The sequence below is a fragment of the Vibrio penaeicida genome (genome assembly GCF_019977755.1).
Taxonomy (GTDB): domain Bacteria; phylum Pseudomonadota; class Gammaproteobacteria; order Enterobacterales; family Vibrionaceae; genus Vibrio; species Vibrio penaeicida.
In genome coordinates, this window is record NZ_AP025144.1 from 3,946,064 (window position 1) to 3,969,172 (window position 23,109).

Consider the following 23,109-nt stretch of genomic DNA (forward strand, 5'->3'; position numbering starts at 1 on the left):
AAAGGTAATTAAATAAATAACAGAGATTGAGATCAATATTTAAAAATAAATATTAATGTAATTATAGTTTAATTGACTTAGGTTATTTTATTGTGATTTTTTACTAACAAATAAAACAATAAAACACCTTCTTTTGATGATTTCTAATCTAGGCGTTTGAATATAGCTCTCTATCACCCAGCCAACGGTCGATTATTGCTTGAGCGTTGTTTGGATATTGCTCATGTAGATGCCTTGCAATACGTTGAACCTCAGGAATCAACTTTTGATCTCGCACCAAATCAGCAATTTTAAAATCCGCTAAACCGGTTTGTTTGGTACCAAGCAGTTCACCTGGTCCTCTAATTTCTAAATCTTTCTGTGCAATCACAAACCCATCATTACTTTCACGCAATACACCTAAACGCTTCTGGGCTGTTTTAGAAAGAGGAGAATGGTAAAGCAGGACACAATGACTTGCGACCGACCCTCGCCCTACTCGACCGCGAAGTTGGTGAAGCTGAGCCAAACCCAATCGCTCTGGGTTTTCTATGATCATCAAACTGGAGTTAGGAACATCCACCCCTACTTCAATAACCGTGGTCGCCACCAGCAAATGCAGTTCGTTGTTCTTAAACTGAGCCATGATTTGCTGTTTTTCAGCAGGCTTCATGCGCCCGTGTACCAAACCAATGTTCAACTCGGGTAGTTGAAGTTTAAGCTCCTCTGCCGTATCAGCGGCAGCTTGGGCTTCTAGCACTTCTGATTCATCTATCAAAGTACACACCCAATAGGCTTGTTTCCCTTCTAAGCACGCATTTCGAACTCTGTCGACAATGTCCTTTCGACGTGTATCCGGAATCGCGACCGTTTGAATCGGTGTTCTTCCTGGTGGCAGCTCATCAATCACCGAGGTTTCTAAATCGGCATATGCCGTCATTGCGAGTGTACGAGGAATGGGGGTGGCAGTCATGATCAATTGATGCGGGTAATACCCTTGCTTGGTTCCCTTTTCACGTAGCTCTAACCTTTGATGAACACCAAAACGGTGCTGCTCATCAATGATGACCAAAGAGAGATCTTTAAATTCTACGTGCTCTTGAAACAGTGCATGGGTTCCGACCACCATTTGTGCATCACCACTGGCAATATCCGCTAATTCCTTTTCTTTGGCTTTGCCTTTCAACTTGCCTGCCAGCCAGCCAACTTTGATGGGCTTACCATTGAATTCGATTTTCTCGAACCACTCGGTAAAGTTGATTGCATGCTGCTCTGCCAACAACTCAGTAGGCGCCATTAATGCCACCTGATGACCGTGTTCCAGCGCTCGTACTGCCGCCAAGGCTGCCACCAGCGTTTTTCCGGATCCTACATCGCCTTGTACCAATCGCATCATTGGATGCGGCTTTTCCAAGTCTTGCTCAATCTCGTTAACGACTCTTTGCTGCGCGCCAGTTGGGGTGAATGGCAACAAATCCAGCAATTGCTGTTTCAGTTGGTGCACGGCGGGTAATGGCAGTGCTGCGTCTATTTGCGTTTTACTGCGCACGGCAAGCATGGATAGATTCTGCGCCAGTAATTCTTCTAAAATCAATCGTCTTTGTGCTGGGTGTTCACCGGCATCAAACGCTTCTAAATCAATTGAAGGAGAAGGTCGATGGATAATGTGAAGTGCCTGCCCCATAGTCATCTGATTGTTATAGAGCCCACTTGGCAACAATTCGGTTACCGACGCTTTATCTAGCAGTTCTAACGCTTGATCGGTCAAGTTACGCAGGGTGATCTGCCTAAGCCCTTCCGTCGTTGGGTAAACTGGAGTTAATGTCGGCTCGGTTTCCGCTTTTTGGTCTGGAGTATAAAAAGTGTAATCTGGATGGATGATCTCCAACCCATGACCGCCACGCTTTATCTCTCCGTAGGCATGAACCAATTTTCCGTTGGAGAAGTTATTCTTCATGCCCGCGGTAAAGTTAAAAAACCTTAAGGTAACTGTGCCGTTACCGTCGCTGATCTTTACTGTCAGCATTTTGCGTCGTCCAAAAATGGTATCTACGCCCATCACTTTTCCTTGCACCGCCGCCCATAACCCTGGGTGAACCTTCGCCATGGGATAAACGCGGGTGCGGTCTTCATAACGATAAGGCAGATGAAACAAGAGATCCTGAACGGTGTTCAGTCCGACTTTGGCTAACTTTTCTGCCACTTTTGCGCCGACACCAGATAGCTCTGTAAGTGGAATGGCAGACAGGAGTTGCGACATAAAAAGGTCTCTCTTGATTCTAGGAAAGTGAATAGGGATTCAGAGAGTTAGTTTGACGCCCATTTAAAAGATCTTCAAGAGCAAGACAAGGAATCAGAAGCATAAACGAAAAACCCCGCAACCGCGGGGCTAAAGTACGTTTGGAGAATGGTCTTTTGGGGAACAACAGCTCGTTTCGTATTTACTGCTTTTTCGCTACAGGGAAGCTAATTTGAACTTTCAGCCCCCCTTCGCTTCGGTTATTCACCACTACGGAGCCGAGATGCTGGCTCATGATACGTTTAACGATCGCCAGCCCTAACCCAGTACCTTCACTGCCGCGCGCCGTATCGCCCCGAGTAAAGGGTTCAAACAGCTTCGCTACCTGGTCTTTTTCAATTCCAGGTCCGTTATCTTCTACGCATACCCACGTCAGCTTGTTGTCGGCAGTCATACCCGAACTCACTTTGACCCAACCATTGCCATAACGAACGGCATTCACCACCAAGTTACTAACGGCGCGTTTGATTGCGATTGGGCTACCTAATACAGGTTTATTGGGTTCTTGTAGGTCCGTTTCGATAGGGATTTCGTAACCCCCTTCCGATCCGGCCACGTCTTTTGCAATGTCGTTAAGATGCACAGGGGCAAATGAATCCGTATTTACGGGTTTTAAATAATCCATAAACTGGCTGATGATTTCATTGCACTCTTCAGTATCACTGATGATCCCTTCTGCTAAATACGCATCTTCAGGCGACATCATTTCCGTCGCCAGTCGAATTCGAGTAAGAGGAGTACGTAAATCGTGACTGATCCCAGCCATGAGAAGTGCTCTGTCTCCTTCTAGCTCTTGAATACCTCGAGACATTTGGTTGAATGCTTTTGTCACCGCTTTGATTTCGGTTGCGCCACGCTCTGGCAGCGGTGGTGGAATTTCACCTCGCCCAACGTTTGCGGCCGCTTTTTCTAATGCCATTAGTGGGCGGTTTTGCAAACGGATAAACAACCAACCACCCGCGATAATCAACAATGCCCCAATCAGGCTGTTGCGGAAAAAGGGCGCGAAGTCTTCTTCTTGCAGTTCTGACAATGGAATCCGAATCAGATACCCAGATAAAGACTCGATTTTCACCCATAACACGTAGCTTTCTTCCGACAAGATAAGGCGAACGTGCGTTTCTCTGTCGAGGGCGGCGCTCATTTCTTCACTCATCAAATCGATTTCTGTGGCTTTGTCATACTCCTCGACGATGGCTTCATCAAGCGTATGCATGGTTACCCCAAGCTGCTCCAGTAGTTTACGACGCTGAGGCGCTTCGAGCACCACGCCGGATTCTAACTCGACACTTTCATCAAGCATGAGGTTCATCTCGTAGGCAAGAATACGGTTGAACTGCTGCAAGCTAGGTAAGAGCGCGTAATTGAAAACAGCAAAGTAGGAAAAAACCTGACTGGCAATAAGTAAGGTAAGGAATAGAACTATGCTTTGAGTACGGGAGCTGCGTAATCGCATCGAGGGCTCCTTTCGGAAGTAGGTGAGAAGTGTTATCGGTTAAAAAAGATAGGGAGTAAAGTGATTATCTTTACTCCCTACTCATGTCAGTTTTGAGCGTTACATTTCTTTGCCGTCTGGGACAAAGACATAACCTAATCCCCAAACCGTTTGAATATAACGTGGGCGGCTAGGGTCTTCTTCCAGCATACGGCGTAAACGGGAAATTTGAACGTCAATAGAACGTTCCATGGCCGAGTATTCACGACCACGTGCCATATTCATGAGTTTGTCACGCGACATTGGCTCACGCGCATTAGTCACGAGTGCTTTCAGAACCGCAAACTCACCGGATGTCAGTGGCATAGGTTCTTCACCGCGGAACATTTCACGTGTTCCAAGGTTCAGTATGAATTCACCGAACTCGATAACCTTATCTTCAGCACTTGGAGCGCCCGGTGCTTCAATCGTCTGACGACGTAAAACAGCTCGGATACGAGCAAGCAGCTCACGCGGGTTAAATGGCTTAGGTAGGTAATCGTCAGCACCGACTTCCAAACCCACAATACGATCTATCTCATCGCCTTTTGCTGTCAGCATTAAGATAGGCAGCATGTTGTTGGCATTACGCAAACGGCGACAAATGGACAAGCCATCTTCACCAGGTAACATCAAGTCCAATACCATTAGGTGGAAGTTTTCGCGTGTTAGCAGACGATCCATCTGTTCACTGTTGGCGACACTACGCACCTGAAAACCTTGCTCAGATAAATAGCGCTCTAACAAAGAACGTAATCGAGCATCATCATCTACCACTAGTATTTTGTAGTTCTCTTGCATAGATCTTACTTCCGCTAACAACTTAATCGGACTAAAGGTAGCATTGACTGAGCGTTTTTCACTCAATCAATTGTTACACTTTATTTCTTCGCTTCATATATGAAACACAAGTATATACCTTACCTCATTCTGACAGCGAGCGATTATTGACAGAGAAAACTGCTTTGTCGTTGATTTACGCAGCTAAATCACAGTAGATGATTCTATTTTTTCAATTGTCACAGGAATGGATTTCGATATTGGTGTAAAACTGTACTCTCCATGACTGTCGAGAGCCACTAACGGATTAGTTTCTGGAAAATACGCCGCCAAGTTACCCGCAGGTATCTCATAAGCAACCAATTTAAATGAGGTAACCTGACGCTTAACATCGTCTCCCCAACAGGCCGTAATGGTCACCCGATCCCCTTCTTGGCACCCCAAAAGTTCTATATCGGTTGGATTAATGAACAATACTTTTCGCTCGCCAGATATCCCACGGTATCGGTCATTAAAGCCATAAATGGTGGTGTTGTATTGATCATGAGATCTCATGGTTTGTAACACAAAAACGGGATCGGTACTTTTACGTGGTTTTGCCCATTTGATTATCGATTCAGGTAAAGCATGAGAATGAAACTCGGCTTTTTCACTTTGAGTGGTCCAAACACGCTCTGCTGCTCGGTTTCCCAAGTAAAAGCCACCGGGCTGTTTCAAGCGATGATTGAAATCGGTAAATCCGGGGATGGTTTTCTCGATGAGATCGCGTATCAAATCGTAATCTTTAATGAGTGCCAACCAATCAACGGGAGTAACACCCAGCGTTGCCTGAGCCATACCTGCCACAATCGCAGGCTCTGAACGCATTTCGCTTGTGTCACTTTTCACGACGCCACCAGACGCGTGCACCATGCTAAAGGAATCCTCGACGGTCACTTTTTGGGGCACACCCTCTTGTAAGTCGATATCGGTTCGACCCAAGCAAGGCAATATCAACGATGCCTTACCAGGCGTGACGTGTGTTCGATTCAACTTAGTGGCAATATTCACCGTGAGATCACAAGAAGAGAGCGCTTGCAGTGTTCTGGCGGAATCCGGTGTGGCTGCTGCAAAGTTTCCCCCTAAGGCAATGAAGATTTTGCTACGCCCCTCTTCCATAGCTTTGATGGTTTGAACGGTGTTGTGCCCTTCATCTTGAGGGGGTTTAAACCCAAATTGTTTTTCTATCACGTCTAGTAGGGATTGCGGTGGCTTTTCATCAATGCCCATAGTGCGATCACCCTGTACATTGCTGTGCCCCCTTACTGGACATAGCCCTGCACCGCGTTTTCCCACTTGCCCACACAACAATTGCAGATTCGCCATTTCCTGAATGGTTTTCACCGAGTGTAAATGTTGGGTAATGCCCATCGCCCACGTCAGTATTACTTTTTCAGAATGCCGGTAAATTTGTGCGGTGTGCTCGATTTCCACTTGACTTAGTCCAGACTGATCTACAATTTGGTGCCACTCCGTGTGTTCCACTTTGTCCAGATACGCCTCAAGCCCAAGCGTGTGATCTTCAATAAAACGCTGGTCAAACACACTCCCTGGTACGGTCTTTTCGCTTTGGAGTAAAGCTTTCACCATCCCACGCACCACTGCCATATCTCCCCCTAGTTTGGGGGTAAAATAATGGTGCGTAATTTTTGTTCCACCACCCGTGAGCATTTCATCCATCGCCTGTGGGTTGGTGAATTTCTGCAGTCCGCGCTCTTTGAGCGTATTGAATGTGACGATATTGGCGCCTCTTAACGATGCAGAGCGCAAGGTGTCCAACATTCTCGGATGGTTTGTTCCGGGGTTCTGCCCGAAGACAAATATGGCGTCGGCATGATCAAAGTCGTCTAAGGTGACAGTACCTTTACCCACACCAATGGATTGTTTAAGCGCAACACCACTGGCTTCGTGGCACATATTTGAACAATCAGGGAAATTATTGGTGCCATACGCACGTACAAATAGCTGATACAAGAAGGCGGCTTCATTGCTGGCTCGCCCTGATGTATAAAATTCCGCGTGATTAGGATCGGGAAGCGCTTTGAGGTGTTTGGCAATGAGTGCAAAAGCATCGTCCCAACTTATGGGGCGATAATGGTCTGTAGATGGGTCATATTGCATGGGTTCTGCCAATCGACCTTGATCTTCCAGAAAATAATCCGTTTGTTTGGCAAGCCACGACACTGGATAAGTCGCAAAAAAGTCCGCACGAACACGACGGCTCGTTGCTTCCCAGTTCACCGCTTTTGCGCCATTCTCACAAAACTTAAATCGGCGGTTCTCTTCCAGCTCACCCCAAGCACAACCAGGGCAGTCAAAGCCATCGTGTTGGTTTGTACTCAGCAAGTTGCGAATATTTCGGATAACGCTCTCACTTTTGATCAAGTGCTGAGTGGTGCTCGCTAACGCCCCCCAGCCTCCGGCATTCCCTGTGTATTTTTTTACCGTCATCATTTTTCCTTGATGTTATTTTTTGGGGGCTGAGAACCAAAGGCTAATCTTTGCTCACCGCTATAAATATTAAACCCCTCTTGCTGACAAAACCCGATCAGCGTGATGCCAAAACGCTGCGCCATTTGCACTGCCAGCTGAGTGGGCGCCCCGACAGAGACCACAACAGGCACACCAGACATCACGACTTTTTGCATCATCTCAATACTTACTCTGCCGCTCAGCCCAATCACTTTGCCCTTTTCCATGTATTCTGAAACGCGCGCTCGCTGACCAAGTAATTTGTCCAGCGCATTGTGCCTGCCTACATCCTCTGCGATAGAAAGAAGGGACCCGTTAGCATCAAACAACCCGCAACCGTGAGAGGCCCCTGTTTGGGCGAATAGGTCCTGTTGGGCTTTAAGCGTATCTGGCAACGCAACAACGACTTGTTCTGGAAGCCAACGAGAGGTGTTGTCTAGTTTGGGGACGCCTCTAAGCTCAAGCAATCGGATGGCAGACTTGCCACACAACCCGCAACTGGAAAAGGACGCACTGCGCCCTTGCGACGCCCAATCGACCTCTAATTCGGGCACCAGTTCTGCGTAACATTCGTTACTGTCGGTGCCTTCACCAAATGTTAAGCTTCTAACTTGAGCTACGCTGTTAATCACCCCTTCCGAAAGCAACATCCCAAGAACGAGTTCGCTATCCCCCCCCGGTGTTCGCATCGTCGAAAATAGGTGCTTTTCTTTCACGCTAGTATCGGGTTGTTGCTGTCGCAGCCAAATCGCGAAAGGCTCCTCTACGATCAATTTATCTGTCTGAGGAATGCACTTACCTTGTTTCACCGCGATTCGGTTCAGGCGCTTTGTTGATTTATCCGCCTTATCGAGGTATTGCTCTGGGCTTTGTGCCACCCTATTCTTCACTATAGTCAGACCTGTTAAATGTTTGTTACTTCCAAATGAAACAGTAAATTGTGCACTCCGCCATACCAAAGCATAAAAAATGGGCACTGAATGTCGATTTCGCGACAATCCGTGGCTGAAATTGAAAACTATGTCAAAATTACTCTAATCCCATGAAACACGGCATTCCATTTCTGCTGACTTGTGGTAAAACTGACCCTAATTTCGGATACCGCTCTGAACAGGATGAAAACAAATTTAATTACACGAGAAGGCTTTAATCGCCTTAAAAAAGAGCTCGATTTTCTGTGGAAAGAAGACCGCCCAGAAGTGACAAAAAAAGTCACGTGGGCAGCAAGCCTTGGCGATCGCTCAGAAAATGCGGATTATCAATACAACAAAAAGCGCCTGCGTGAAATCGACCGCCGAGTGCGCTACCTAAGAAAGCGTCTAGAGCAGGTGAAAGTAATCGACTACGCACCTCAACAAGAAGGCAAAGTCTTTTTTGGCGCGTGGGTAGAAGTGGAAAACGAAAGCGGCGAGACCAAATCGTTTCGCATAGTTGGCCCCGATGAAATTTACGGTGGCGTCAAAGACTACATTTCCATCGACTCGCCCATGGCGCGCGCTCTATTGAAAAAAGAAGTGGACGATGAATGCGTCGTTCGCACTCCTGACGGTGAAAAAGAGTGGTTTGTTAACGCCATTCGCTACGATAAATCTTCGTAGCCACACCCATTCCCCAAATTTTACTAAGAGTACACACGGATGAGCCAAGCTATCTGTCAAACCATTGCTCAGGAACTGAACGTTCGCGCTGAGCAAGTCTTATCAGCCGTTACCCTAATTGATGACGGAAATACCGTCCCATTTATTGCCCGTTACCGTAAAGAGGTAACAGGTGGATTGGATGATACCCAGCTTCGAAACCTGGATTCTCGCCTTTCTTATCTGAGAGAAATGGATGAACGCCGACAAACCATCATCAAGTCTATTCAAGATCAGGGAAAACTGACTCCAGAGCTTGAAGCGGAGATCAACGGCGCAGACAGCAAAACACGCCTTGAGGACTTATACCTACCGTATAAACCGAAGCGCCGTACCAAGGGGCAAATTGCGATTGAAGCTGGGTTAGAGCCTCTTGCCGATACCCTATGGCAACAGCCAGAACATCATCCAGAGTCCGAAGCAGAAAAGTATCTCAATTCAGAAAACGGCATTGGGGATACAAAGGCTGCGTTAGATGGTGCTCGTGCCATCATCATGGAGCGCATTGCTGAAGACGCAAACTTGTTAGAAAAAGTCCGTGTTTACTTAAACAAGCATGCCGAATTGAGTGCTCGCGTTATTGAGGGCAAAGAGCAAGAAGGCGAAAAATTCAAAGATTACTTTGAGCACGATGAAGCCATCAGCAAAGCGCCGTCTCACCGTGCATTAGCCATGTTACGTGGGCGAAATGAAGGCTTTCTTCAATTGTCCATGAATGCGGACCCACAGCAAGAAGAGGGGCAGCGAGGTTCGTACTGTGAGTCCATCATTGCCGAGCACTATGGTATCCACCTAAGCCAAGCACCCGCCGACAATTGGCGTAAACAAGTCATCAGTTGGGCATGGCGCATTAAAGTATCGATGCACATGGAAACAGAATTGATGGGTGCATTGAAAGAGCGCGCTGAAGTTGAGGCAATTGAAGTTTTCGCCACCAACTTGAAAGACCTGCTCATGGCCGCGCCTGCTGGTCCTAGAGCGACATTAGGTCTTGATCCGGGTTTACGTACGGGTTCTAAAATTGCAGTGGTTGATTCAACGGGTAAAGTCCTTGCCACTGACACCATCTACCCTCATCCACCACAAAAGCAATACGACAAATCGGCACACGTGGTAGAGCAGTTGGTTCGTCAGTTCAATGTTGATCTCATCGCTATTGGTAACGGCACGGCTTCACGTGAAACCGATGCCTTTGTTGCCGACGTCATCAAACGCGGTAATCTCAAAGTGCAGAAGATCATCGTCAGTGAAGCAGGTGCATCGGTGTACTCTGCGTCTGAGCTTGCCGCTAATGAATTCCCGAATATGGATGTGTCGCTGCGTGGTGCAGTGTCGATTGCCCGTCGATTACAAGATCCGTTAGCTGAATTGGTGAAAATCGATCCTAAATCGATCGGTGTCGGTCAATATCAGCATGATGTAAGCCAAAGCTTGCTAGCGAAACGTCTTGATGCGGTAGTGGAAGACTGTGTGAACGCCGTGGGTGTGGATGTGAATACGGCATCTTCCGCACTACTGACTCGTGTTGCAGGTCTTTCAACGACCATTGCACAAAACATTGTGAACTATCGCGATGAAAATGGGCGCTTTGCGAATAGAACCACATTGAAAAAAGTCGCACGTTTAGGTCCAAAAGCGTTTGAGCAATGTGCTGGTTTCCTACGGATCATGGATGGGAAAAACCCACTGGATGCTTCTTCTGTTCACCCAGAAGCTTACCCCGTGGTGAAATCCATCGCTGAGAAAAACCAGAAAGACATCAAAGTGATGATCGGCGACAGCGGATTCCTGAGCTCACTTAAAGCCGTTGATTACACCAACGATTCATTTGGTCTACCAACCGTTACCGACATCATCAAAGAGCTCGACAAACCCGGTCGCGATCCTCGCCCAGAATTTAAAACCGCCACTTTTGCCGACGGCATTAACAAAGTTTCGGACTTAGAGCCTGGTATGGTACTGGAAGGCGTGGTGTCTAACGTGGCCAACTTCGGGGCTTTCGTGGACATTGGCGTGCATCAAGATGGTTTGGTACACATATCTGCGCTTACCGATCGCTACGTCTCTGACCCACGTGAAGTGGTGAAAGCCGGTGACATTGTGAAAGTGAAAGTCATGGAAGTGGACGTACAACGCAAGCGAATTGGGTTGTCCATGCGATTAAACGATGAACCGGGGCAAGATAGCCGTAGCTCTCGACCTGCAAGCAATCGCCCATCTGGTCAACGTCAAGACAGAGGTAATCAGCGCAATCGTAACCAAGGGCAACGCAACGAACCTCAAAATGGGGCAATGGGTGGCGCATTCGCAGCTGCTTTTGCTAATGCGAAGAAGAAATAAATCTTCTCACACGCCTCTGCACTTAATAAAAGCTGAATAGCAAAAGGTCGAGCATATGCTCGACCTTCTTTTTCGTTTTTATCATTCCAACCCATAGAGTCAGAAAAACTAGAAATAGTAAATTGCTAACCCAATGGTAATAACCATTCCAACGTAGTTATTGTTGAGGAAGGCTTGGAAGCATGCGTCTCGATCACGGTGTCGCATTAAGTGTTGCTGATACACAAACAATGCACCTGTCGCTAATACACCCCAATAGTATCCGCTGCCTAATTGAAGCCACATCCCAAGCACGATCAACAGTGCAACGGAAATTAACTGCAGCAATCCAATGATCAGTTTATCGAAGCGACCAAATAAAATAGCCGTCGATTTGATGCCAATTTTAAGGTCATCATCGCGATCAACCATAGCGTACTGGGTATCGTATGCAATGGTCCACAAAGCGTTGATAGCAAAAATTAACCAGACTTGAGGAGGTAACTCTCCCGCTTGCGCAGCCCACGCCATTGGGATAGCCCAACTGAACGCCAGGCCAAGAAACAGTTGAGGTAAATGTGTAAAACGCTTCATAAATGGATAAATGAAGGCGAGCACAATCCCGATAAAGGAGAGCTGGATAGTCAATGTGTTCATGGTAAGAACCAAAACAAATGACGCTAATCCAAGGACCGTAAAAAGCGCTAATGCTTCTTTTCCACTGACTAAGCCGGATGGAAGTGGACGATTTTGGGTTCGCTTAACATGCCCATCAAAGTCGCGATCTGCATAATCATTGATCACACAACCAGCGGAGCGCATTAAAAATACACCAGCAATAAAAACGACCAGTACATCCCATTGTGGGAAACCTTCTGCTGCTAAGAATAGTGCCCATAACGTCGGCCAAAGAAGCAACAACGAACCAATTGGACGATCCAGCCGCATAAGTTGGAAGTACGCTTTCGCCTTCAACATTTATACCTTCTCCTTGGTATAGATCGGTGCATCTGGTAGAAACAATTCCGCCACGAGCATGGGTTTGTGATTCATCCAAAGTGTTGAGCGTCTTGCCATTAGATCACCTGTTGGGAGTTTCGCCCACCCAAGCTCTAAACCATCTCGACGTACATCTTCTGCACTAAACACGGTTAAACCTAAAGGTATGGTTCCTTGACGAGCTAAGTCCGATTGTTGACCTTGCAAAGAGGAGACGGGAATCAAAGTTCTGCCTATGACCCAAGGAGAGGCGTCACCGGATAAAACCACTTCACGCAATAAGCATGACTCAGCAGGTAAACGGTTCAGTTCATCTATGGTTAACGCGTCTGACTCAACGGTGCTGTTATTCAATAAATCCACGCCTAAGTGACTGCATCTCTGCGCCAATAAGCGTGATAGCGAACCGGACTCCAGCAACCAACGTTTTGAATGCTCATCGCGATAAGAAAAGTGCTCAGGTGATTGCCAGGTAACTGATTTCAGTGCGGTTAAGTACAACGATTTCAACTCATCCATACCATTATTCTATTAGACGCATTACAATAAAATGTGATGCCGGAAAAATTTCTTTTAATTTGGTCACTGTTGACCCACTATTGTATCAGACTATCCATACCCAAGTTACCCATAAAAAGAAAAGACACATTATGATTCGAAATCTTATAAAGCCATGTATCTTAGCTTTCGCTCTACTTTTTTCTGCTGCAGGAGCCACAGAGGAAGAAAAAACGGGACCTCAGTTCGCTTACTATACGTTGCAACCAGATTTAACGACCAATTTTCACACGAGTGGGAAAAAGCTGGGTTACCTTCAAGTACGTATAGACATTATGGTCGCTGACGCGACATTTGTCCCTTTACTGGAGCAACACACACCACTGATTAGAGACGCAGTGATAGATTTGCTTGGTAAGCAAGGCGAAGATAAAGTGAAATCCCTGTCGGGAAGAGAAGATTTACGTAAAGAGTTGATGGCTCACTTGAATGAAATTTTGCTGCCGGAAACAGGTAAAACTGTTGTATCCGATCTACTCTTTACCAAGTATCTTTATCAGTAAGTAATAACTGAAAAGCATCTTGCTCGGAAAAGTATTCCGCTGAAAAAAGAATGTTTAAAAAGAGATACTAAATATCTCTTTTTTTATGCGCGTCAATTAAGCCAAGAGCGCAACCAGCAATCAACCCCATAACATGAGCGGTATTGGCTATCGCCATAAAAGGTTGTGCGAAACCGATAACCAGCCACACGAGCATAAAGCCCACAATGGGCTTGGCTATCGTAATACCTAGATGCGGTGCTTTCCAACTGAGCATCCAGATATACCCTAGCAGGGCGTACACCACGCCAGACAACCCACCAAAATTAGGTCCAGCAACTAAGTACTGCCCAAGTCCAGATACCGCAGCCGAAACGAAGAACAGCAGTAAGAGTTTCCCACCACCTAATTTACGCTCTATATCCCCCCCCAACTGCCACCACCACAACACATTAAATACGATATGAAGCGCTGAGAAGTGAAGAATGGCATGACTAAACCAGCGCCACACCTCAAAGGCTTGCTGTGACGATGCCGGAAAGTGGAAGGTATTTAAAAGTACAGGTTCAAAGCCGATGATTTGCCCAAGGAATACAACAGCACATACGATCATTCCAATGAGCGTGATAGGACCAGCTTTTGCGGTAATCATCGATGCCATGGAAGGAGAACCATAATGAAATTGGCTCTTGCGACTTTCTGCAACGTTCCAAGAGGCTTCAAGATACTTGGGGTTATCTGGGTGTTGAGTAAAAAGAGTAAATTCGGCTTGTGCTTCATCTACATCCTGATCATTCATCACCCAAAGTGCGAAACGCCCTTCCCCTTCGGGCATCATTTCAACCAAGATGCCCCTTGTCGCCATATAGTCTATATATGCCTGCCCCAATCTTGGGTTATTCACATCAGCCAGTCTGATCAAAGAGTTAACCTATACCGATTCGATTGAATTTCCACTACGTTGCCATGCCTCGAAGCCACCATCAACACTGTACACTTCTTCAAAACCTTGATTCACCATATATTGTGCTGCACCTTGGCTGCTCACGCCGTGGTAACACATGACCAAAATGGGTTGCTCAAATTCATGATCGTTCATGAAAGACACAATTGTGTCATTGGTCAGATGAAAAGCACTCGGCGCATGAGCCAAAGCAAATGACTGCGGATCACGAATATCCACCATGACGGCTTCGCCACTCTCCAATTTCAGCTTCGCTTGCTCGACATCAATGTGTTTGAACTGCTCCATTTGATTCCTTATCAGAGTATTTTTTGAAAATTATTGGTCTGGTGTAAGTGTAACGTATCCAAAGGCAAAGTTAGACCCGTAACCGATAAGGTTATCCACTACTGTGTAATTTTGCACCATTTGTGGAAAACTCTGTGGATTGCGTTGATAAAGTGTCTTTTGGATCTTAGATCCACAATATGTAGTGATGATCTTTGTTTTTCTGTGTGTAAGAGCAAACATATCCCCATAGGTCAAAAGCTCTCCCACCCCAATATACACCCGTATTGACCACTATAACCGAAAGTTATTTTCACAGAGTTATCCACAATTAATTTGTAAAATTGAAGATCAAAAAAGCCGGGTCCTTTCGGATCCCGGCTTTTCAAATTCTTTCGGTGTTAGCTTAGAATTCACCAACGGCTAATTTCAGCTTCTTCATCGCATTCTTTTCTAGTTGTCGAATACGTTCTGCCGACACACCGTATTTATCAGCCAGTTCTTGAAGCGTTGATTTTTGATCATCAAGCCAACGAGAACGAACAATAAATTGGCTTCGTTCATCCAATGTTGCCAAAGCATGACTCAAGCGATTATTGGTATGCGTTTCCCAGTTATCGGCTTCAACGTTTTCAGCGACATCCGATTGCTTGTCTTCCAAGTACAAAACAGGCGCTGAGTATGCAGCGGCGGAATCATCATCTTCCGCGGGTAATTCAAAAGCCGCATCTTGAGCAGCCAAGCGTGATTCCATCTCACGAACTTCTGAAGGCTCTACACCAAGTTCACGAGCAACGGTTTCTACTTCACCGTTATTAAACCAGCCTAAACGCTTTTTAGATTTACGTAAGTTAAAGAATAACTTGCGTTGCGCCTTGGTTGTGGCGATTTTTACAATTCGCCAGTTACGCAAAACGTATTCGTGAATTTCAGCTTTTATCCAGTGAACAGCAAATGATACCAAACGCACACCCACTTCTGGGTTAAAGCGTTTTACGGCTTTCATTAAGCCAATGTTGCCTTCCTGAACTAAGTCTGCCATTGGCAAACCATAACCTGAATAACCGCGAGCAACATGAACGACAAATCGCAGGTGAGAAAGGATGAGACCTTTCGCTGCATCAATTTCACCTTTGTAGTGTAGTCTCTCGGCGAGTCCACGTTCCTCTTCAGCGGTTAGCATTGGGTAGCTATTCACTGAACGGATATAGCTGTCTAGGCTATCTTGTGTTACTAAAGCCATAGAATACGCTTGCTTAGTCATTCAATTCCTCATTCGTCTCTTAATTAGAGCAATGGTTAATCTAACGTCGCCTTCTTGAACTCAAAATGAACAGATTCCAAGAGGGGAAAGTTATTATCCATAGTTCTGCGTCACTGGCAAGTCAGAGATCGCCTCTACCGACCACTTAACCTGAATATATGACTTAAAAATGCTACACAGGTTCAATTTCTTTTAAGTGACGCTGAGCGGATAGTTTAGCGGCTATCAGCCCTAATGCCGTACCAATCATCAGTAAGATAACGGTTTCATCCCAATTCATACCAATCAATCGAAACTGACTGTCGTACAGAATAGCTAAGTCTTCAACGGCACCATTCAATAAAATAGTAATAATTGCGGTTAAAATCCATGCGGTAATTGCGCTGATTCCACCAAACCACATACCAGTGTATAGATAAGGTCTCAGGATAAAGCCATCGGTTGCTCCAATGAGCTTCATCACTTGTATTTCTTCTTTGCGGGCCAGCACATTGAAACGCAATGTATTTCCTACGATAAGGAAAACAGCGCCGAGCATTAAGAAGCCCAATGCTGCAGCCAAAACTAGCGCTAAGTTGCGGATAGCACCTAGCCTTTCTAGCCAGTCTTCATCCATCCGCACATCCGTTACTTCGGTGTAATTCTGAATTTTCACCCTGAGTTTGGATATGTCGCTTTGTTCACCGGTGTTCGGTGTTATCACCAAAACAGCAGGTAATGCATAGTCATCCAGTAAGGATAAGGCTTGCTCCAGCCCCGAATGTTGGCTCATGTCCTCAAGACCCTGTTGAGAAGACACGTATTCGACCGCTTTTATTTCATCCAAGCTTTCGAGCTCATCTTTAAGCACCATAATACGAGCTTCTGGGGTCTGTTCGATCAAAAAGGCATTGATTTGCAACGACGCATTCATCCCCTGAGCCGCAACACTTAAGTTTTTTCCTACCAAATAAAGGCAAGCTGGCAAGGTCAGAGCCATTGAGATGACGGCGAGAGTGAGCAAATTGCCCAACGGACGCTGCAGCAGTTCCATCAAAGATAGGCGTGCTTGCTTAAAATGCGCTTTTAGGAAGTTGTCCGTTTTAGGACGATTTTTAGCGCCCATAGGAATCTACCTCACTCAAAAAGCCCTGATTTAACTCCAACCGGCGATACTGCGATCTCGTATTCATTAAATCGACATCGTGCGTTGCAAATAGAATGGAGACGCCTGCGCGGTTAAATTCATCAAACAAGCTCAATACTCTGTTCGACAAATCTGAATCGAGGTTACCTGTTGGTTCATCAGCCAATAATAGTGTCGGTCGATTAACGACAGCTCGTGCGATGCCAACACGTTGCTGCTCCCCTCCAGACAACTGGTTAGGCAAGCATCGTGCTTTATCCAGCAACCCCGTTTTATCTAGCGAAGCAGAAACACGGCGTTTTATCTCATTTTCAGAGACTGATTCAATGCGCATTGGCAGGGCAACGTTATCGTAAACACTTCGATCCATTAACAAGCAGTGATCTTGGAAGACAATACCGATATTGCGGCGCAGGAAAGGAATGTCGCCATTTTTGATGCGTGTAATATCGTGACCATTGAAGCTTATTTTCCCATCTGTTGGGCGTTCAATTGCACAAATTAGCTTGAGCAGGGTGCTTTTACCCGCTCCTGAATGCCCACCAAGAAAAGCCATTTCTCCACGTCTAAGGTGGAAGTCAACCTTTTGCAGCGCTTGTCTGCCGCCACGATATGCTTTACTGACTTGCTGAAACCTGATCACGCGTGCTAATTCCTATATATGCGCCATATTAATTACTTGTGGCGAACTTACTCTTCTCGACTAAACAATGCATCAATAAATTCTTGCGCTTCAAATGGACGCAAATCATTGATGCCTTCACCCACACCAATATAGCGAATAGGAATCTGAAATTGGTCGGCAATGGAGAAAATTACGCCACCTTTGGCAGTTCCATCAAGTTTTGTTAGCGTTATGCCCGTAACTGGCGCGACCTCACTGAACAATTTAGCTTGGCTGATCGCATTTTGACCCGTACCTGCATCCAAAGTAAGCATAATTTCGTGTGGCGCTGAGTCGTCAATCTTCTTCATTACGCGTACAATTTTGCGCAGCTCTTCCATAAGATTGCTCTTATTTTGCAAACGACCCGCAGTATCAGCAATAACAACATCTACACCACGTGCTTTGGCTGCTTCAATGGCATCGTAAATCACTGAAGCACTATCGGCACCAGTGTGCTGCGCGATAACTGGGACATCATTTCGCTGTCCCCAAACTTGCAACTGTTCAACAGCAGCCGCGCGGAAAGTATCTCCCGCTGCCAGCATGACTTTCTTACCTTGAGACTGAAATTGCTTCGCCAGTTTACCAATGGTCGTGGTTTTACCTACACCATTAACACCTACCATCAAAATCACGTATGGCGTTTTGCTGGTGTCCACTTCAAGAGGCTGTTCAACATGGCTTAAGATATCTGCCATCTCTTCTTTTAATAAACCGTAAAGCGCCTCACCATCTTTCAAATCGCGATGAGAAGCTTTCTCTGTAAGGCTGTCGATGATCTTAACGGTCGTATTCATGCCAACATCGGCAATCAGAAGTTGCTCTTCGAGTTCTTCAAACAAATCGTCATCAATTTTTTTGCCTTTGAACATGCCAAAGAAACCTGCACCAATGTTCTCTTTGGTTCGGCTTAGGCTACGTTTTAGGCGTGTGAAGAAGCTCTCTGTTGGTTTTTCTTGCTCAACGATTTCAGGCTGAGCAGGCTCAGGTAGATCAAGCGCTTTGGTAACCTCTTCCTCTGTTTGTTCGCTTACCGTCGTCTCCGAAACACCTTGTGTTTCATCAACCGCGCCATCTGTTGGCTCTTCTACAGATGCTTCCTTAACTTCTTCAGCGACAGGAGTTTGTGATGGGGCTTCTGATTGGTCTGATTCTTGTTGAACACCATCTTGAACTTGTTGGTTAGCTTGCTGGTTTTGCTCTTCTTCACCAAAGCCCAGCCAAGACAATAATCCGCGTTTTTTCTTACCTGTCATCGGGGTTCCTAAATAAACTTCAAAAACTTTCTGGTACACTTGACCGCGTATACTATCACTTTATTCGCGGTCAAAAAATCTATGGTAAGACGTCGTCAGTCAAACTCATCACAAAAAAAACAATCGAGCGGTTTTGTACGGATTATCAGTGGGCTTTGGCGAGGTCGAAAGTTGCCGGTTTACGACGCTGAAGGATTACGTCCGACTACCGACCGTGTCAAAGAGACTCTTTTTAATTGGCTAGCTCAAGATGTCCCTAGAGCGAAAGTTCTTGATCTATTTGCGGGGTCTGGAGGCTTGGGTTTTGAATCCGCAAGCCGTCAGGCACAACACGTCACCATGCTTGAAATGAACAAACAGGCTCACAAACAGCTTCAGTCAAATATTCAAACACTTGATGCCAGTAACATAGAAGCCATTCATACCGACGCATTGGTGTTTTTGAAGCAAGCAGGTACACCGCACGACGTAGTATTCATCGACCCCCCTTTTCGCAAAGGGCTGTTGGATGGCGTGATACATTTGCTTGAACAAAATGGCTGGTTAAGCGCCAATGCGATGATTTATATTGAAGCGGAAAAAGAACTGACCATCGATGCCGTTCCAACACATTGGCAATTGCATCGGGAGAAAACCGCAGGTCAGGTTTGCTACCGTTTGTTTGAAAGGGAAGAGAAATGAAAGTACTTCTAATTCTTGCGAAAGCCGCCATCGCGTTTGTATGGCTGGTCTTGTTGATCAATATTTTTCATCCGTTTCCAGGTAAAGCCGCTATTGCGCTGTACATCATGACGGCATTTTTGTTCTTCATGCACGGGCTTCAAATGTTGATTTTCTTGGGTGCTTTCGGCGACAAGATAAGCATTACTCGCTGGGAAAAGTGGTCGATACTGATATTTGGTATTTTCTCATTGCTGGATATCCGCAGAAAGTACATGAGCTAAGTAAGCTAAATTCAGGATAAATAAAAAACCGCAGTCTTAAAACTGCGGTTTTTTTGTTCTTATGGAAGTGAGACGCTCTTGTTCAAACTAAAAGCTGTTGCTCAAACTAACAGCTCTTATGCCATTTTGAAGTAGGCACTGACACCGTCGAGGAACATCTGGGTTGAGATAATCACCAATAAAAGCCCCATTAAGCGCTCTACAGCTTTCAATCCCCGCTCTCCTAACAACTTATGGAAGAAGTCATAAAACATCAGTATCAAAAAGCTGGCACCCCAAGCAATCATCACTGCGCCTGACCACTCCCAAATTCTCGCTGGCTCCTGATTCGATAACAATAGCAAAGACGCTATCACCGACGGTCCTGCAATCATTGGAATCGCGATTGGCACAATATAAGGCTCTTCGCCTGCTGCTAATCCAACCACACCTCCAGGCTGGGGAAAGATCATTCTAATCGCAATGATAAACAGAATAATACCACCGGAAATGCTCAACGTTTCTGGCTGCACATGCAGGAAGTTCAGGATTTTCTGACCTGCAAATAGGAACAGCAACAAAATCATCAGTGCGAAGAAAAGCTCACGAGCGAGCACTTTTCTTCTTCGTTTGGGGTCTAGGTGTTTAAGAATGGACAGTAAAACGGGCAAGTTACCCAACGGATCCATAATCAAAAACAACATGACAGCAGCGGATAAAATATCCATCTAAAATCTCAAGTCGGCATCAAATGCCGACAAGTATATACCCAAGTTACACCAAGATGCAGAATTCTAATCTAGGAAGTATCTCGAAATCAGTGGGAACAAACTCTCGCCGCGTTCAAGGAGAGCATTTCACCTTCGACAAAGATTTTTTGCCTTTGCACAAAGAATTCGAGCAACTCTTCTATCGTCATGCCTTCACGGCTACAGGTGTGAAATGTCGCATCGTTGCCAAACGACAGCTCAATGCGCTCTAGCAGCTGTTGAAGGTTAAGGTCTTGCTCTGCCAGCAAATGTAAAACTTGATGTGCGTGTACGGACTGAGACATGGCTTTCTCCAATTAGGGAATTGCCATTCAGACTAACGAAAGGGTTAACCAAGCAGTTGATTTAGCGCAATGATGGTTGAGATAGAGATAAAAAAGAGACCAATAAAATAGCTGGCTGAACACCAAGCTTCACCATTTCGGATTGGGCTTTTAAAGTGGTGTAGAACAAACGTCATCTGAGACATCAGCAATATAAGACACCCAACAACACCTAATAAGCTCACTAAGCTCATTTGAGTCAGCCATACTTCTCCTGACGCCCACAAGAGCTGCACCAAAACCATTCCCAAGACGCTGATGGGACCAAGCAGTTTATCCAGCTGAGGTAGCAAAAGAAGGAAAACAATCACGCCCGCGGCAAAGAGAAAAGCAGGTAGCCACCATATAATGTCACTTTCGAGTTGGGACCAAAACGTACCACTGATAGCCACAACCGCAAATAAATCAATAAGAAAGGAAAGCTTGAATGTTGGTGAGGTGGATGTACGTAGAAGATCACTCACTCCAAACGCGCCCATACCGACTAGCAGCCACAACGAGGGCTCTGAAAACGGCACGGTTAGCCATATCGCGGCGCAAAGTAAAAGCGCGGCAATCGGTCTAAAAAAGCTGACTGCTCTGTCGGATGCATTTGAAGTTGTGATGTCTATTAGATTGGATTGCTTCACGCTTCATCGACCTCTTTTAACCGTTTCAATCCACCAATTATGGCTATACTTAAAAAGTAGAGGCTCAGTGTAGAGAGAGATCATTCGAAGTCCAGCAACAAATGCTCATAATTGGATCTAGATTAATCTTCAAACAGTATCTAGAACACCAACACAACATAGTTAAACAATCCATTAACAGTCACCTTGAAAATCCTCTTCTCAACTATTCTGTCGATATTAGATCTTAAAAGTTTGGTTAATCTTTTTGATTAGTCGCTATAAACAGCCAAGTTAACTGAATATATATATAAAATAAAATCGTTTTATTTCAACAGCTAATGTGAATTTCAAAAAGCAAACAAGACACCAACCCTTTACAAGCACCGTACTCCATTCTTATTTCATTTATTAATCTTAAATTTCTCACCAATGATATTCATTCTCATTAATCAGCAGAAAAAGCACCCATCAAATCAAGAAACAGTGTTTTATTGAAATCAGAGAGGGTAGAGAAGATCGAAAAGAGATTTATACAACAAACCATTATGAACAATATATAACATTTAAAAAAGCCTTTAAAAACAATGTATTAAAATCAAATTTTGACCAACAATTGTTTTTCGCTCAAAATAAAAACAACAAAAACCTGACACTAAGGTGACGTAAATTGGTCGTTTTTAAGCTAGATTACTTATGTTTTTGAGGCTTAGAGAAATAAATACTTGATCAAAACCCAAAATAAGTGCTATTCTTTTTGTCAACGGATAAATTATATATTTTAGGAGCAGCGTTATGATTACGTCTTCACAAAGACAAGGACTTGTAATGATTGCAGTAGTTGTTGGTTTAATGACGCTGCCAATGCTTTACATTTAAGTTCCAGCGAATCATTTCATGATGGAACGAATAAAAAAGGGTAACGCAATGCGTTACCCTTTTTTATTCGTTCAAATTCTGTTGTTTAAAGGTGTTTACTGAGTTCTTGCCAGTGCGCGTAATAGAAACTTAGAGCCACTAGTGTAATCACAACCATTAAACTCAGTGCCACCCCCCAAATAAATCGACCACTTCTCGGTGTCAGCTCTTTCTCACATTCATCACACAGCTTCAAAAAGCGAATGGAATCATCAAGCTCTTCTATATGTTCGTTAACAAGCGAATCCCTTGTTGCCGCTACTGTGCGTAATTTGTCGATCACGTCATGAGGTAATCGTTCTTCGCAGCTTGAAATCAACTGCTCCATCGTCCCACCAGATGCGTGGTATTGCTGCCTAAGCAACTTTTCCAGCCTGCGGGTCTTTGTCACGACTTTTTCAATATCTGACATTACCGTCCCTCCCTACTGGGTAGTTGGCACAACTTTCCACCAACACAACCAGTTTCATAACCTATTGCCCAGCATATACCTAACTCGCTGTTTTATGGCTATCCTCGTTTGAATTTAGCGCATTTACCGCAACAAATTCTCTAGCTAGATCACGATTTGTGTCGCATTCCTATGACGAAGCGTCTGGTAAGAGTAAAATTGAACACCATTGTGTTTCATAGATGATATTTCCTCATGCCTCTTACTCTGTTTGCCCTATTGATCCTTCTCGCGCTTGCTGCAGGTTGGTTTTTTGTTCAATTTCAAAAACGCCATACGTTTGGTGAAGATGCGCCAGAGCAAACAACGGAAGTGACCGTTTTAGACAAACAAATCATTGATGTTCCCGACCCTAAAGAAGGTGAAGAATCTCAAGAATATTGGATCTACATCCAAAAAGGTAAAGTCGGTCCTAAACGTGAATTCCAAATTGGTGTTCACTACTATCACGCTCTAAACCCAGGTGACAAAGGAACGCTGACTTATAAAGGTCAGAAGTTCATGCATTTTGCTTTAAAGCGTTAGGGCCTGTTA

Annotated in this window: 23 protein-coding genes; 6 read left to right on the forward strand and 17 right to left on the reverse strand. The window is 45.1% G+C overall.

Annotated features, from left to right (window positions below; genetic code table 11):
• Nucleotides 1–148: 148 nt before the first annotated feature.
• The 5 genes from recG to fdhD form a co-directional block, all read right to left on the reverse strand.
• Nucleotides 149–2,239, reverse strand: a complete 2,091-nt coding sequence (gene recG, locus LDO37_RS17590; protein ID WP_126606983.1) for an ATP-dependent DNA helicase RecG — start codon at nucleotides 2,237–2,239, stop codon at nucleotides 149–151.
• A gap of 181 nt (nucleotides 2,240–2,420) precedes the next feature.
• Nucleotides 2,421–3,734 carry a two-component system sensor histidine kinase EnvZ gene (envZ, locus tag LDO37_RS17595; RefSeq protein WP_126606984.1) on the reverse strand — a complete coding sequence of 438 codons (1,314 nt, stop codon included), beginning with the start codon at nucleotides 3,732–3,734 and terminating at the stop codon, nucleotides 2,421–2,423.
• 99 nt (nucleotides 3,735–3,833) lie between these two features.
• Entirely contained in the window at nucleotides 3,834–4,553 is a 720-nt protein-coding gene (gene ompR / locus LDO37_RS17600; RefSeq protein WP_101115675.1) for an osmolarity response regulator transcription factor OmpR, read from the reverse strand.
• Between the two features lie 183 nt (nucleotides 4,554–4,736).
• On the reverse strand, nucleotides 4,737–7,022 hold the full coding sequence (locus LDO37_RS17605; RefSeq protein WP_126606985.1) for an FdhF/YdeP family oxidoreductase: 2,286 nt from the start codon (nucleotides 7,020–7,022) through the stop codon (nucleotides 4,737–4,739).
• On the reverse strand, nucleotides 7,022–7,933 hold the full coding sequence (gene fdhD / locus LDO37_RS17610; RefSeq protein WP_126606986.1) for a formate dehydrogenase accessory sulfurtransferase FdhD: 912 nt from the start codon (nucleotides 7,931–7,933) through the stop codon (nucleotides 7,022–7,024). The genes LDO37_RS17605 and fdhD overlap by 1 nt, the downstream gene beginning before the upstream one ends.
• Before the next feature lie 225 nt (nucleotides 7,934–8,158).
• Between fdhD and greB the strand changes: the two genes are divergently transcribed.
• The gene (gene greB / locus LDO37_RS17615; protein WP_101115672.1) at nucleotides 8,159–8,641 is read left to right on the forward strand and encodes a transcription elongation factor GreB; all 483 of its coding nucleotides are present in this window, start codon (nucleotides 8,159–8,161) and stop codon (nucleotides 8,639–8,641) included.
• Nucleotides 8,642–8,680: 39 nt separating this feature from the next.
• Nucleotides 8,681–11,020, forward strand: a complete 2,340-nt coding sequence (locus LDO37_RS17620) for a Tex family protein (protein ID WP_126606987.1) — start codon at nucleotides 8,681–8,683, stop codon at nucleotides 11,018–11,020.
• Nucleotides 11,021–11,128: 108 nt separating this feature from the next.
• On the opposite strand, the gene ubiA is transcribed toward LDO37_RS17620, so the two are convergent.
• A complete protein-coding gene (ubiA, locus tag LDO37_RS17625; RefSeq protein WP_185829746.1) occupies nucleotides 11,129–11,977 on the reverse strand; it encodes a 4-hydroxybenzoate octaprenyltransferase in 849 nt (282 codons plus the stop codon).
• Nucleotides 11,978–12,517 (reverse strand): chorismate lyase, encoded by a 540-nt coding sequence (locus LDO37_RS17630; protein ID WP_101115669.1) that lies wholly within the window; start codon nucleotides 12,515–12,517, stop codon nucleotides 11,978–11,980.
• Between the two features lie 131 nt (nucleotides 12,518–12,648).
• Between LDO37_RS17630 and LDO37_RS17635 the strand changes: the two genes are divergently transcribed.
• Nucleotides 12,649–13,059, forward strand: coding sequence for a flagellar basal body-associated protein FliL (locus LDO37_RS17635; RefSeq protein WP_126606988.1), 411 nt, complete (start codon nucleotides 12,649–12,651; stop codon nucleotides 13,057–13,059).
• Between the two features lie 67 nt (nucleotides 13,060–13,126).
• Here the strand turns inward: LDO37_RS17635 and glpG are convergent, their stop codons facing one another.
• From glpG to ftsY, 6 genes are all read right to left on the reverse strand, one after another.
• A complete protein-coding gene (glpG, locus tag LDO37_RS17640) occupies nucleotides 13,127–13,960 on the reverse strand; it encodes a rhomboid family intramembrane serine protease GlpG (protein WP_126606989.1) in 834 nt (277 codons plus the stop codon).
• Between the two features lie 9 nt (nucleotides 13,961–13,969).
• A complete protein-coding gene (gene glpE / locus LDO37_RS17645; protein ID WP_101115666.1) occupies nucleotides 13,970–14,290 on the reverse strand; it encodes a thiosulfate sulfurtransferase GlpE in 321 nt (106 codons plus the stop codon).
• A gap of 385 nt (nucleotides 14,291–14,675) precedes the next feature.
• Nucleotides 14,676–15,533: an RNA polymerase sigma factor RpoH gene (gene rpoH / locus LDO37_RS17650; RefSeq protein ID WP_101115665.1), complete on the reverse strand. Its 858-nt coding sequence runs from the start codon at nucleotides 15,531–15,533 to the stop codon at nucleotides 14,676–14,678.
• Nucleotides 15,534–15,705: 172 nt separating this feature from the next.
• A complete protein-coding gene (gene ftsX, locus LDO37_RS17655; RefSeq protein ID WP_126606990.1) occupies nucleotides 15,706–16,638 on the reverse strand; it encodes a permease-like cell division protein FtsX in 933 nt (310 codons plus the stop codon).
• Nucleotides 16,628–17,302: a cell division ATP-binding protein FtsE gene (gene ftsE, locus LDO37_RS17660; protein WP_101115663.1), complete on the reverse strand. Its 675-nt coding sequence runs from the start codon at nucleotides 17,300–17,302 to the stop codon at nucleotides 16,628–16,630. Before ftsE ends, ftsX begins: the two co-directional genes overlap by 11 nt.
• A 47-nt stretch (nucleotides 17,303–17,349) precedes the next feature.
• Nucleotides 17,350–18,582: a signal recognition particle-docking protein FtsY gene (ftsY, locus tag LDO37_RS17665; RefSeq protein WP_126606991.1), complete on the reverse strand. Its 1,233-nt coding sequence runs from the start codon at nucleotides 18,580–18,582 to the stop codon at nucleotides 17,350–17,352.
• 81 nt (nucleotides 18,583–18,663) lie between these two features.
• On the opposite strand from ftsY, the gene rsmD reads away from it, so the two are divergent.
• Both rsmD and LDO37_RS17675 read left to right on the forward strand, forming a co-directional pair.
• Nucleotides 18,664–19,263 carry a 16S rRNA (guanine(966)-N(2))-methyltransferase RsmD gene (rsmD, locus tag LDO37_RS17670; protein ID WP_126606992.1) on the forward strand — a complete coding sequence of 200 codons (600 nt, stop codon included), beginning with the start codon at nucleotides 18,664–18,666 and terminating at the stop codon, nucleotides 19,261–19,263.
• Complete coding sequence (locus LDO37_RS17675) at nucleotides 19,260–19,526, forward strand: DUF1145 domain-containing protein (protein ID WP_101115661.1); 267 nt, start codon at nucleotides 19,260–19,262, stop codon at nucleotides 19,524–19,526. Before rsmD ends, LDO37_RS17675 begins: the two co-directional genes overlap by 4 nt.
• Nucleotides 19,527–19,642: 116 nt before the next feature.
• Here the strand turns inward: LDO37_RS17675 and LDO37_RS17680 are convergent, their stop codons facing one another.
• From LDO37_RS17680 to LDO37_RS17695, 4 genes are all read right to left on the reverse strand, one after another.
• Entirely contained in the window at nucleotides 19,643–20,233 is a 591-nt protein-coding gene (locus LDO37_RS17680) for a YhgN family NAAT transporter (RefSeq protein ID WP_101115660.1), read from the reverse strand.
• Nucleotides 20,234–20,322: 89 nt separating this feature from the next.
• Nucleotides 20,323–20,559: a YecH family metal-binding protein gene (locus tag LDO37_RS17685; protein WP_101115659.1), complete on the reverse strand. Its 237-nt coding sequence runs from the start codon at nucleotides 20,557–20,559 to the stop codon at nucleotides 20,323–20,325.
• Between the two features lie 44 nt (nucleotides 20,560–20,603).
• Complete coding sequence (locus LDO37_RS17690; protein WP_126606993.1) at nucleotides 20,604–21,227, reverse strand: lysoplasmalogenase family protein; 624 nt, start codon at nucleotides 21,225–21,227, stop codon at nucleotides 20,604–20,606.
• 943 nt (nucleotides 21,228–22,170) lie between these two features.
• Nucleotides 22,171–22,536 carry a DUF4145 domain-containing protein gene (locus LDO37_RS17695; RefSeq protein ID WP_101115656.1) on the reverse strand — a complete coding sequence of 122 codons (366 nt, stop codon included), beginning with the start codon at nucleotides 22,534–22,536 and terminating at the stop codon, nucleotides 22,171–22,173.
• Between the two features lie 234 nt (nucleotides 22,537–22,770).
• Between LDO37_RS17695 and LDO37_RS17700 the strand changes: the two genes are divergently transcribed.
• On the forward strand, nucleotides 22,771–23,100 hold the full coding sequence (locus LDO37_RS17700; protein ID WP_126606994.1) for a DUF2500 domain-containing protein: 330 nt from the start codon (nucleotides 22,771–22,773) through the stop codon (nucleotides 23,098–23,100).
• Nucleotides 23,101–23,109: the final 9 nt, after the last annotated feature.